The following is a 13,454-nucleotide window of genomic DNA, read 5'->3' as shown; positions in this document are numbered from 1 at the left end:
GTTTTCCGTAAACCGTCGGCAGTTTGCAATAAAAAACCTCCTGATCTTTTAAAATCAGGAGGTCTGGAATTTATTTAATGTAAGCTCTGTTGCCGATTAAGCTAAAGGGTAAACCTCAAGAAGTCTTCGACTACTCTATCAGTGACAGACTCCAATAGAAAGGTCGTCATCTCGACTGTAGCGCAGCGAAATGGAGAGATCTATTTAGTTAGATTTCTCGACTGCGTTGCACTCCGCTCGAAATGACGGTAACTAGAGGGATTTTTACGCGTAGATTAATAACCTCATTATATTGGTTTTTTTAAAATAAATTAACCCTCAGACTGACAACCGCAGCACTTAATTAATAACATTGGCTTAGTTGCCTGTAGCGGTCCACGTATCGTTATCAGGATTTGAATCTGGCAATACTTTATCGGGATCTAAAGTAACCGACTCAATTTCTTCAGTTGTTGGGAAACGAACCAGCCAGCTAGTATTTTTCATCCAAACATCAACCGGAACTTTTACGGTCTCAGTTTTTCCGCTTTTGGTTTTAACCTGAAGGATAATTGGCATTGGCATTTTCTCTAAGTTTACCACTTTAATGTTATAGCCTACCAATTTATCATCTTTTTTAACGGCTTCAACGGCAGCGATACCCTGATCCATTTTCCAGCTGTTTAAAAACCAGCTTCTCCAGAACCAGGCCAAATCTTCGCCCGCTCCATTTTCCATCGAACGGAAGAAATCGAACGGTGTTGGGTGTTTAAATGCCCAGTTTTTAATGTACTGACGGAAAGCATAATCAAAACGGTCTTCGCCTAAGATCTGGTTTCTCAAAATATCCAGGCCCCATCCTGGTTTGCTGTATAAGTTAACACCTATATTTCTTTCGGCCATACCATCAGGCATCTGCATAATATTTTCGTAAATCGGGTTACCGATCACATTTTTACCAATTCTGTGTAAATCAGCCGGAGGACCTGCATATTCGCCATTATTAAAGTTTTTCTTAGAAATACCGTTGATGAAAGTATTAAATCCTTCGTCCATCCAACCATATTTACGCTCGTTAGAACCCACGATCATCGGGAACCAGGTGTGCCCAAATTCGTGATCGATTACTCCCCATGCGCCGGCCTTTTTAGCAGTCCAGCCACAGAAAACAATGCCAGGATATTCCATACCACCAATATTGGTAGCCACATTAACAGCCATTGGATAAGGATATTCGAACCATTTTGATGAATAATGCTCGATGGTAGATTTCACATATTCTACCCCACGGCCATAAGAATCAACACCATTACTTTCTACCGGTTGCGCAGAAACGGCCAAACCTGTTTTACCACTTGGCAGTTTATACCTGGCGGCATCTAATACAAATGCTTTTGATGAAGCCCAGGCCGCATCGCGTGCATTGGTAATTTTAAATTTCCAGGTTAGTTTATCTTTCGCCGGACGTGATTTTGGATCGGTTACTTCTGCTTCGGTACGGATATGCACGGTAGCATCGCTCAGTTTAGCCGCGTTCCATCTTTTTAACTGCTCTGGTGTAAAAACTTCAGCAGGGTTTAATAATTCTCCCGAACCCATAACGATATGGCTTGCCGGTGCAGTAATGGCAAAGTTGATATCGCCATATTCGCAATAAAACTCTCCTCCGCCCCAATATGGCAAAGTATTCCAACCGATTACATCATCATATACACACATGCGTGGAAACCATTGTGCAATGGCAAAAATTTCACCGTTTTTTGTAGTTAAATGACCTGTTCTGTCCGATCCTTCTTTCGGTACGATGTACGAATAATCCATTTTAATGGTTACCAAATCGCCATTAGCGGCCAAAGGTTGATCTAAACGAATCTGCATACGGGTATCTTCAACGATAGAGGTGAATTTTACTGCACCTGCTTTTTGAGCTACGCTGATGTTCTGGATTTTATAACCTCCATCAAATTTTTCGCCCTGTGCGCCATAACGGCTACGTGAAGGGGTAATGGCATAACCACGTGAAGTTTCTTTAAAAGTATTCTGATCTAACTGTAACCATAAATAAGGCAACTTATCAGGACTGTTGTTTTTGTAGGTAATAGTAACCGTTCCGCTAACCATGTTCTTGGTTTCATCGAGGTTGGCGGTAATGTTATAGTCAACATGGTTTTGCCAGTATTTCAGACCTGGCGCACCAATTGCCGAGCGGAATTCATTTCCGTTTTGGGTATAAAATAGTGGTCCAAATGCTTCAGCGGGATTATAGTTGCTTGCTGGTGCGGGGGTTGTAGCCTGCTGGGCTGATGCTGAAAAAGCAAAAACACAACAAACCAAACCAAAATTAATCAGTTTAGTCAATTTCATGATCATAATAAGGTTGTAATACTGCGGTAAATATAAAAAATAACCACATATAGATTTATATGTGGTTATAATGTTACCAATAATGGTTATAATTCAATTAATATCTGTTAAAGAGACTTAATTAGCCTTTAATTTTGGCAGATCCTGCAATTTTCTTTCCTGTGGTGTTAATTTTTTCCATGCTACAAAGGCACGTGAGATGTAAAAAGAATAACGAAAAGGTCTTTCAGCCTTTATAGCTTCGATTGAAGGCCTATAAATGATCATAAAGTTTTTAAGGTCTTCACCTTCCAGTTTAGTAAGATCGGTAATGGCCTTTGGAGTGAAGTTTTCGTCGATTTCATCCTGGTACAATTCCTTTTCTTCTAAATCGGCTTCTTTACGCTGTTGTCTTTTATATTTACCGTAACCTAAATTCAGGTTCAAGCCACCCACCTTATCTTTCATACGCTTACGGTTTAGGTTACCCCCGGTATTAAGCAAGGTGTATTTTTCTGCCAGGGGATCTTTAGCATCGGTTACCTGGCTGTTCATGCGGACCGCAGTAATATCTACATCTTTTAAACTGTTCGATTTTACCGGAAGGTAGATGGTTCTGTTTAGGAGATTGGTTAAATAAAGCGTGTCGGTATGATACCCTATTGCCGAAAATTCAATCAAATCGCCAATGTTGGCTGCAATGGTATATTTACCTTCTTTGTTGGTACTGGTAGATTTTTTACTGTTCAGGTTTCTGATGGAAACGCCAGGCAGTGAGAGTGTTTTTTTCGAATAATCGAAAACTGTACCTGTAGTTACCGTTTGTGCAAAAACGCCAATTGGCAAGGCAAGCAATAGAAAAATGATCAGTTTGTACATACTCAAAAGTAACTTAGTTCGACATTTAAAATCTGCATTTAACAAACTTTAACATTAGAACAAATGAATCAGGTTAGTGTTTTTAAATAATTTTCATCGTCAAATCCAATCAATATGGCTTTGTTGTTTTGCTCAATAATCGGGCGTTTTATTGCACTGGTATTTTCTTTTAAATAAGCGATCGCCAAATCCTGCTTATCAATTTTGGCTTGTTCCTCTTTAGTGAGTTTCTTCCAGGTTAGACCTTTACGGTTCAACACCGTTTCCCAGCCGAAAGTATTACACCATTCATTTAACTTTTCTTCAGTAATGCCTTTTTTCTTGAAATCGTGAAATTCGAAATCAATTTGATTTGCTTTTAACCAATCGAGCGATTTTTTAACTGTATTGCAATTTGGAATTCCGTAAACGGTCATGTTGAGTTGTAATAATGTAAGATGGAAAATGTATGATGGAAAAACCAATCCAGCAATCCGTTTCAAAGATAGTAAAAAAGGGAATATGAGGGGATAATACCCAATGATCAATTTGCAATAACCAATGCCAAACTGTGTAAAATGGAAGATGGATGATGGAAAGAATAATAACTAATGATCAATTTTCAATAATCGATACCAAGCGCTTTAAAAACTGACTATAAAATCTTAATGTGCTTAAATTCTTAATGGTTAAACAATGAAAAATGGATGATGAATCAGGTCGCCTGATATCCGTGGTGTTGGATATTGTTATCAGACACAAAGTTGAATTATTGATTTTCGCAAACAGTCAGATGGCAACATCTGACTGCACGATGAACGAAAAAACTCAATCTTAAAATCCCGCAATCCTATAAATCCTGATCATTCGTCACATTTTTAGCCCCATCCATCACATTTTAAATATTGTGACCGGTTCTCTTTGTAAAATTGTACTATTAATTAAAATAAAAATGGAAATTCTTTCAGGTAATTCAACTGCCATCAAATCCAAAAACATCAACCAGCTTGAGTTTTGGATTTCTACAACATTATACATTCTAGCATTGATCAGCATTTGCACGCAGACCACTTATGGTTCTGGCGGGTCTTACCGTTTTTCTGAAAATTCGGTTGAGTATAGCATTATGGCGAATTTCTTTCTTCCTGAAATATTCAAGATCAGTATCATTTACTTTAGTTTTTTGCTTTTCAATTTTGTTTCAATGCCTCAATTGGCAAAGGGCCGTAACGTGACCATGAACCTGATCATGACCATTGCTGTTACTGCGTTTTCTATTATTGGATGGATGATCGCCAATACCTATTCGGAAGCTTACCGCCTTGTGGAATATGATGATATGGACCGCGGTTACGACATGTTTTTTGGAGAAGCTTTTACCTATATATTTTTTATTTATTTACTTTTTAACGCTTACGCCTATTTTAACGAGCGTGGCATAGAGCTTTTTAATAGAATCCACTTTTTAAAGAGTTATAATAAGAATATTGTTTCAGAGATATTTGTGAGTACAAAAATCTGGCTGATTACGCTCATGGTATTTGCGGCAGTACTCTCTTTAAAAATCGATTATGAATTGTTGATCGTTTGGTTACTTGTACCACCGGTAAATATTTTCTTTGCCTTTTGCGCTATTTATTATATCATTCCAAATCTTCGAAAAAACTTTAAGGGTTTTGGCCGGTACTTTTGGGGCAATGTAGGTTTAACCATTATCATTTCACTCCTCTTGCTCATTGCCCTTATCCCTTTTATGCGCAATGGCGAAGTTGTGCCAATTACCTTAATTTTAAATGCAATATGTTTAATCTGCATTACCACGCCATCTGCCTGGTATGTTTACAAACATAAATTTGAAAAGCTGAGCGAAATCCAGATGCTGAAAACGGAACTGGGCAAATCCGATGCGAACCTGAATTTCTTAAAATCGCAGATTAACCCACACTTTTTGTTTAATGCTTTAAACACCCTTTTTGGAACAGCTTTACAGGAAAATGCAGAAAGAACGGGCGAGGGTATTCAAAAACTGGGTGATATGATGCGTTTTATGCTTCACGAAAACACACAGGATAAAATTTCGCTAACCCGGGAGGTAGAATACCTGAACAATTATATCGATCTGCAAAAACTGCGCACCTCACGCTCGGCAGATATCAGGATTGACACCCATATTGAAGAACAATTAAACAATTTGCAGATTACACCAATGTTGTTGATCCCCTTTATCGAAAATGCATTTAAACATGGGATCAGTTTGCAACAGCCCTCATACATTAAAATTACGCTGCAAACTAAAGAAAAGACTTTATATTTCGACGTAAGCAACAGTATTTATATCAAGGCAGATAATGATCCTGAAAAACTAAAAAGCGGCATCGGACTTGAAAATGTTAAACAACGCTTATCATTACTTTATTACGGAAAACACGAATTAATTATCCGCGAAAGTGCAAACGAGTTTTTTGTTCATTTAACTTTGCAGTTAGATTAGTCCTTCGACTTTGCTTATGGTAACCCATAATTTGTTATATCAATATAAATGATAATTTATCTGCGAATGTCACCCTGAGCGGAGTCGAAGGGCAGTAGATCAAAATATCTGTTGGCATTTATCTTGATTTTATTATATTTAAAATGTCCTTCGACTCCGCTCAGGATGACACCACGCGTTAGTATAAAGTGAAGACGAAGTCAAAATAAAATATGAAAACCTACACCGTCTATATTTTAAAATGTGCAGATAACTCTTACTACACGGGAGTTACAAACGATATAGACAAAAGACTTTATGAACACGAAAATGCTACAAACCTAACTTGTTATACTGCTAGAAAAAGACCTATAATCTTAGTATTTTGCGAGCACTTTGAAGACATTAATGAAGCCATTAATTTTGAAAAACAAATTAAAGGTTGGTCTAGAAAAAAGAAAGAGGCTATTATAAACGATAACTGGGATAAACTTAAAGAACTATCTATTTGTAAAAACACTACTAGCCATACGAATTTTACCAAGTAATGGGCTTAGACTACGCTTAGCCTGACATCCACAAAGACCAACCAAAAATGATTGCCATTGCTATAGATGATGAACCGATTGCATTAGACATTATAAAATCTCATGCCTCAAAAGTTCCGTTTGTAGAATTGCAGGAAACCTTTACTGATGCCTTTGCTGCCATCACTTATCTTCAGCATAACAAGGTTGACCTGATTTTTCTCGACATTAAAATGCCCGATATCAGTGGAATTGATTTTTTAAAGAGTTTAAACAAGCCGCCAATGGTTATTTTCACTACTGCTTATACCGAACATGCCGTACAGAGTTTTGAACTTGACGCTGTTGATTATTTGTTAAAACCTTTTTCACTTTCGCGTTTTTTGAAGGCCTGCAATAAGGCACACGAACTCTTTAACCTGCGTAGCCAGAAACAGGAAGCCAAAACGGAATACATTTTTATAAAAGATGGTTATGAACAAATTAAGGTTAATTTAGACGAAATCTGGTATGTGGAAGCCTCGGGAAATTACACCCAAATCCAGCTTAAGGATAAATTACTGAGCTCGCGCATTACCATAAACGATCTGGCTGATTTACTTCCAAAAACAGATTTTATCCGCTGCCACCGGGCATTTATTGTTGCAAAAAACAAAGTATCCAAATTTGACCGCAGCCAAATCTGGATCGGGGAAAAGATCATTCCTATTGGGGCAACCTATGGTGGAATACAACTTACTTAATGCAATTTAAGCCTCGCAGGTTTTCGAAATCTGCTAGGTCTGGAACAGCGATATGAAATGCAGAACCATTGTTAAATAAACCTGATAGTAGCGTAAAACCCGAAGGTGAGGCACGAACCGAGGCTTTGTAGCGGATAGCAGGGCTCTAATCACCCAAGTACGCCGAACCCTGCTTTTCCAAAAAAAACTGACCACCTAAGTCACCTGAGTGCATCTTTTAGGTTTATAACCCATTTATTTTACACTTACCCTTATCCCGGCTGAGTGAGTAGTAAACTCTGGTGCATACATGCTTTGCAAACTGGTAATGCCATTCGAAAAATTGCCTGCATGGGTAACCCGTAATGGATATTCGAATACATAAGTTCCTTTTGGCATGTAACTGATAAAGAAATTGGTTGAAGCATCTTTAGTGCTTTCATAATAACCCAAACCATCCTGATATTTATACTGGGAGATCACATTTACGGGTTCAAAACCTGATGAACGCATATCTTTTAAATGGATATATTCCATATCCCTATCGCAGTTAATTTCTATACGCACCTTCAATAAATCACCTGGTGCCAAAACATTGCTGGTGGTAAGCGGTGTTAACACATCACCTTTATCGCTGGCTTTCTGGATGAATAATTGTTTCTTGATTTTGACTCCGGTGTTGGCTGATGTGATTTTATCCAATTGCTCAAAATATTGCCAGTACAGTGCTCCCCAGGCTATGGTTTGGTTATTGTTTTTAACCTCTACCCTGCCCATTTCAGGTTTAACATTCGCACCTGCAATGCTTACTTTCTGATAACCGGTTCCGGCCTCTTTTGTAGCATTGGGTTGTTGCAGTTCTGTTAATTTCTGACTACCAATTGTGATTTCTGGTTCATTACTTTCGCTTAATAAATCGGTACCTTTCATTAATAATGCATAACAGGCAGCTGTAGTAGCTTTTGTGGTTTGCCAATCGTTGGTTTGTTTATTTTTGAGCAACCAGATTTTCATTTCCTCTACCGCTTTGGTATCATTCGCCACTTCATCAAAAGCCTCAATCAACAAAGCCTGCGTTTCAACCGGACTTTGGTACCACCACCAACCTGCTTTGTTGTTAGCCCAGTACATGCCCAGTTCGTCGTTTTGTTGTGCGGTTTGACTTAACAGCGTAATGATTTTCTTCGCTTCTACACTATTGCCGTTTCTGTTGAACACCAAAGCTGTTTGTGCCAGTTGGTAAGTATCAAAGGTTTTCCAGTTGGCAACCAATTTTTTGAGGTAAAAATCTTTAGCTTTTGTAAAATCGGCAGTAGTATTTTTTTGATTGGTATAACTTCTGGCAAAAAGATAGTGTAACGGCAAGTAGCCAGAGCGTTTCCCCTTCACTTCATCCTTATAATCCTTAACGAATTCCGCATCTAAATAAATAATGGCCTTATTGAGCATAGCATTAAATTTCGGAAAAGCTTTTTCATCAACCATTTTCAGTTTTTTTAACTGGCCCATTCCCAAAACGATGTGCTGGGTAATGTATCTATCCTCCCGCATGCCACTAAACCATGGGAAAGCCCCGTTATTAAACTGCATTTTTTCTAACTTCTCAAAATTGGCTTTTAACTCATAAGTCATTCTGTTTAAGTCGAAAAGTGTAGCCAAACGTTTTTTACGTTCGCTTTCATTATCTGCATTGCGTACCCAAGGGGTTTCTTCTAATAAAATCGATTTCAATTCCTTGTTTTTCTCCAGGTTCGATAACAATGCTTCGCCATTATTGGTGTTTTTCCATTGTTCAAAAACCGTTTTAATTTTTGGCGATGAATTAATAATTCCCGTTGCAAAACTATTGGCATAAAAGCGGCTAAAAGTTTGTTCAGCACACTCGTACGGATATTCCATTAAGTAAGGTAAGGCCTGCACCGCATACCAAACCGGATTGGAGGTAAACTCAAATGTTAAACTTTGGTTGCGTAAAGTTTTTGAAGCGCCAGATTTCTCCAGCTTTTCAAAGTCGAAAGTTTTACTAGTATTACCACGAACATTTATGGGCATACTTTCGGTAACCAACATGGCATTTGCCAAAACCGGAATGGTATTTTCTTCGCCATCGCTAAATTTGCCACTTTGGGCCAAAACTTTATAGGTAATGGCACTAATGCCTGATGGAATAATTAATGTCCATTTTAAAACGGTATTGCCCTCGTTATCCACTTCAAAAGTTTTTTCCGACTTATCATTTGAGCCTAAAATCTGGACCGGTTTTGCCGTTAAGGCATCGGTAAGTTCTAAACTGGCATTGCCGACCAGTTTTGTACCAGCAAGGTTATTCAGCTTGGCACTTAATAAAATCGTATCTCCTTCCCTGAAAAAGCGTGGGGCATTTATGGCAATGGCCAATTGTTTCTGGGTAACCAATTCATTAGTGATAGATGCCGTTTTTAAATCTTTGGTATGTGCAAAACCCATCATTTTATAGCGTGTTAAACTTTGGGGGATGGTAAACTCGATCTTGATTTCACCTTTAGCATCGGTTAACAATTGCGGATAGAAAAATGCGAGTTCGTTAAAGTTGGTACGTGGGGTAATGTTAGGTTTTTTGATGACTGGCTTACCATTTACGATTTCTAAACCTGTTTTAGGATCGTAACTGTTAATGCTTGCGAAATCATATATCCCAGTCTCATCTACCGCAACTGCTTCCTCTTTTAACATTTCAACTGTTGGGGCTGCAACACTTAATCCAGCAGCTTTCCCTTGCAAAGTTGACATTCCTCTAATCTGAACAACCGAACCAGTTATATTTTGTTTTTTTTGTGTCGCATATCCAGTAACCATTACTTCTTTTAAAGCATTCCCATCCTCTTTCAACGTTACATCAAAACGCTTTTTACTGCCTATTTTTATAGAATAGTTTTTATAGCCGATAAAAGAAAAGTTCAGTATCTCCCCTGCTTTGGCATTAATGGTGTAAATACCTAAAACATTGCTGGTGGTTACCCTTTTACCTACACTAACCTGTACGCCTGGCAGTATTTCGCCCTGACGATCGAGCACCACCCCATAAATTAATTTACCATTTTCTAACTCCGCGAGTTTTTTTACCGCTTCCGGAGATAAGCCTTTTCGTTTAGCCCTTTGTAAATTGCTAACGTAGTTCCGGTAACCAGAGTTGTATCCGCCATAATAGTTATAACCAAACAGATTAAGGTTTTCATAACCCCGGTTAATTACGCTATAATCTATGTCCTGTCTTAAAAACCATAGGTAACCTGGGTTAGCAACATTGTTTGCATTGAAATTCCAGTTATAAAAACCATAATTAAAACTGTTTTGCAAATTCGTATTCCAGTTCATCTTCCTAAGGTCGTCTAAACTGGCATCGTAAAGTGTGGCTACCATTTCGGCCATTTGTTTTTCTCCCTTGTTATTACTGATCTGCAGTTTCCAGCTTTCCTTTTCACCGGGCTGTAATTTATTACGAAAGGTTAAAAAGCGGATGTTCAGCTCCTTCTGCGGATCTGCAATTTTAACCTGTTGCATGGAGTTGTAAACAGTACCTTGGTGCACCATGGTAAACTGCACTGCAAACCCATCCTCGTAATTGGCTTTTGGTTGTATTTTAACAATGGTCTGTTTTGGTGATAAATTGATCCACACTTTTTCGGCTATGCTATCGCGATAATAAACTTCGTAATAAGCCTTACTGTTCTCTGCCAAACCTGCCAAACGGAATACAGCGCTTTCGTTTGGTTTGATCACCGTAACTTCTGGTGTAATCCATTCGATGTTTGATTGTATTACTGCAGGCGCTGCATGATAAACCACGAGGTATTTATCTACAGTAACCGTATCATTTTGCCCATTTACAGCCGTTAAGATGATTTTATAATAACCTGGTTTCAGGTCTTTCTGACTAAAACTTAAGTTTCCACGACCGTTTTTGGCACTAAGGTTTTGCTTAAATTCCACTGATTTTACCGGCCATTTAGCTACTTCGAGTTCATTGTTATAATCATCATGGGGAAAGTTCTTAATAAAATCTTCCTTGCTCATGGCATAATTTTCGGGATAAAAAGGACTTTTGTTCATCAGTCTTGATGGTGCCTCCAATAAACTCCACTCTGCTTTAACATCAGCCTTAATGGCTTCATTGTTTAAATTGGTAACCGAAAAAGAGATACTATCTGTTTTATTGCTCAAATACACAACTTGCTCTGCATTGATATTAAGTGTAATATCCTTTTTTCCAACATTTATAGTAGTCGTCTTCGAACGGGTTTCGCCATTTAAATCAGTGATATCAGCCACAATTTCATAGCTATAATTTGCCCTGGTATCCGTAACGTTTGCAAAAAAAGTAATCTCGAATTTACCGCCTGCTTTGGTGCTTGTTTTGCCAATGGCTACCTGTTTTCTTTCAGCATACATCCTGGAGCCATAAATAACAATCCGCTGCTCGTAGCTGAGCCTGTAATCGTCCATCACTCTCCGAAAAACTTTATAGTTTACCTTCGCGTTGCTCACCGAATAGCCTGAAAAAGAATTGGCCCTACCCTCTACTTTAATGCTATCATTCAGTTTATAGTGTTTATTGGGTTTATCAAAAACCACCTCGAAGGTAGGCCGCTTATACTCTTCAACTTGTACAGCAATGCGGCCATATTCGGTTTCAATTTCCATCTGACCGTTTAATATGCCCATTGGGATGGTAAACGAACCTTGAAATGTGCCATAATCGTTACTCATCAATTTCGTTTTGGTAATCTCTTTTCCATTGGCATCATTAAAAGAAATATCAACGGCCCTATTTACGGCAATTTTATTCTTTCCATTCAGGATGTTCAAACACAATCCTTTATAATAAATGGTTTGTCCCGGGCGATAGATCGGTCTGTCGGTAAATAGAATTATACGTTCTTCATCTTCGTCATCCCGGTAGCTATTATAATTGTTAATGTTGATCTGCAATTCATCCTTACCAAGCTTTAATAATGCGGCACTCATTCCAGACTGGGTTTCGGCGGTACTGGCGTAACCATTCCCATCTGTAGTTAACAATTCACCATCAATATATTTACGGGTATTGTAATCGTATCTCCGTTGCCTGATCGTTACGTTTTTTAAAGGCGCACCATCATTCAACTGACTAACAAAATATTCATGATTATCAAAATTACGTCTGTTAATAACCGCCATTGCTGTAACCTTAAAATTGATGTTGCTATAAACGGTATCGTTCTGTTTGTGGTTAATGGTCTGGACAATTAAAGTATAACTACCAAAAGGCAATGCCTCAATTTTATCAACTAAACTGTGGGTTTGATAATCGTTGGTTTTAGGCGCAGCTATGGCCCACTGCTTAACTATTTTATTCTTTCTTAAAAAAGCTAAAAAATCGGCCTTATTGTTAAACTGTTCATAGTCATTTTTAAATTCTGGCGAATGGTACAACCTCAGCTGTACGGTATCTGTATTTTTGTAGGATAGATATAATTGACTGGGTTGATCGGGCTGTACAAATTCTTTTACTTTAACCGATAAACTACTGCTTTTAATCTCTTCAATTAAATTCCTGGCATTCTTTGCCCCGATGCTTTTTGGAAAGGCATTTATCGCTTTTTCGGCCAAAGCAATTGCCGTAATCAGGTTTTGTTTATTGGTATCAACAGGTAATTGTGCGTTTTTATGTATGGTGGCCTGCTCGTATAAAATATCAGCAAAAACTTCACTTTGGGTACTTTGCTCAGCCAACTGACTTAAAGCGTTGTAGTACAATTCTTGTTTGTCGCCAGTAAAATGCTGTTGTACAAACTTTAACCTTTTTAAATCTACATCTGCCAGTGCTGAAGAATTACTGTTGTTCTGGTGAAATCGGATCAGGTTTTTAAATAACTGCAAAGCCTGCACTTTAAAAGAAGAACTATCGGCCGGTATTTTAATATTTAAAAATAGTTGTCTGTTACCAAACCAGTCAACATTACTCATGTCGATTAATTCATCATCATATTGTGTAAGGTTGAGTTGTGTATTGCTAAAAACATCGATGGCACGGTGGGCCAGCAAATCGTATAAGGTAGGCCTAAAGCTTCTGTATTTTTTATCACCTGCCAAAACCGCATCCAAAGTATCTACTTTCGTCTGTTGTAAAATCTGGCTCTCTTTTAGCGATAGCAGGTAATATTTTACCGTTTCATCATTCAGTTTTTTAATGTTCCAGGTTTTAATATCATCTCCTATATCTCCCTGTACCTGCGTACGCTGGTTAATCTGCCAACGGTTCTGTTGCAGGTAGTTCCAATATGTTTCGGCTAAAAGTGATTGTAAAATGCTTTTTTCAGGCTGTTTGGCTATATTGATATCTTTTTGCAAATTGATCAAAATCTTATCAAATGAATTTTCCTCCAGGTAACTTTGAAACATCATCCGGTAAATAACCGATTTAACGAGCAAAGGCGTATTATGCGTTTTACGTGCCTGCTCATTTATTTTTTCAATTAAAGCAAGTGCATCTTTTGGTTTGGCCTGGTTGGCAATAGAATCGACCCTGTAAAAATC

General features: G+C 38.1%; 7 protein-coding genes. 3 read left to right on the top strand and 4 right to left on the bottom strand.

What is annotated here, in order from left to right; genetic code table 11:
- Window positions 1–357 precede the first annotated feature (357 nt).
- From IM793_RS06980 to IM793_RS06970, 3 genes are all read right to left on the bottom strand, one after another.
- Entirely contained in the window at window positions 358–2,343 is a 1,986-nt protein-coding gene (locus IM793_RS06980; protein ID WP_193420362.1) for a M1 family metallopeptidase, read from the bottom strand.
- A gap of 117 nt (window positions 2,344–2,460) precedes the next feature.
- Window positions 2,461–3,201 (bottom strand): carboxypeptidase-like regulatory domain-containing protein, encoded by a 741-nt coding sequence (locus IM793_RS06975; protein ID WP_193420361.1) that lies wholly within the window; start codon window positions 3,199–3,201, stop codon window positions 2,461–2,463.
- A 68-nt stretch (window positions 3,202–3,269) separates the two neighbouring features.
- Window positions 3,270–3,683 (bottom strand): Spx/MgsR family RNA polymerase-binding regulatory protein, encoded by a 414-nt coding sequence (locus IM793_RS06970; RefSeq protein WP_227256170.1) that lies wholly within the window; start codon window positions 3,681–3,683, stop codon window positions 3,270–3,272.
- 449 nt (window positions 3,684–4,132) lie between these two features.
- On the opposite strand from IM793_RS06970, the gene IM793_RS06965 reads away from it, so the two are divergent.
- The 3 genes from IM793_RS06965 (at window position 4,133) to IM793_RS06955 (ending at window position 6,920) form a co-directional block, all read left to right on the top strand.
- Window positions 4,133–5,671: a sensor histidine kinase gene (locus tag IM793_RS06965; protein WP_227256169.1), complete on the top strand. Its 1,539-nt coding sequence runs from the start codon at window positions 4,133–4,135 to the stop codon at window positions 5,669–5,671.
- Window positions 5,672–5,883: 212 nt separating this feature from the next.
- On the top strand, window positions 5,884–6,198 hold the full coding sequence (locus IM793_RS06960) for a GIY-YIG nuclease family protein (protein WP_193420360.1): 315 nt from the start codon (window positions 5,884–5,886) through the stop codon (window positions 6,196–6,198).
- Window positions 6,199–6,245: 47 nt separating this feature from the next.
- Window positions 6,246–6,920 carry a LytTR family DNA-binding domain-containing protein gene (locus IM793_RS06955; RefSeq protein ID WP_193420359.1) on the top strand — a complete coding sequence of 225 codons (675 nt, stop codon included), beginning with the start codon at window positions 6,246–6,248 and terminating at the stop codon, window positions 6,918–6,920.
- A gap of 234 nt (window positions 6,921–7,154) precedes the next feature.
- Here the strand turns inward: IM793_RS06955 and IM793_RS06950 are convergent.
- Window positions 7,155–13,454, bottom strand: a 6,300-nt coding sequence (locus IM793_RS06950; RefSeq protein WP_193420358.1) for an alpha-2-macroglobulin, incomplete at its 5' end; no start/stop codon positions are given.

This window comes from Pedobacter sp. MR2016-19 (assembly GCF_014947265.1).
In the GTDB taxonomy this organism is placed as follows: Bacteria; Bacteroidota; Bacteroidia; order Sphingobacteriales; family Sphingobacteriaceae; genus Pedobacter.
The sequence above is the reverse complement of the archived record's forward strand: the minus strand, read 5'-3'. Positions and strand labels throughout refer to the sequence as shown.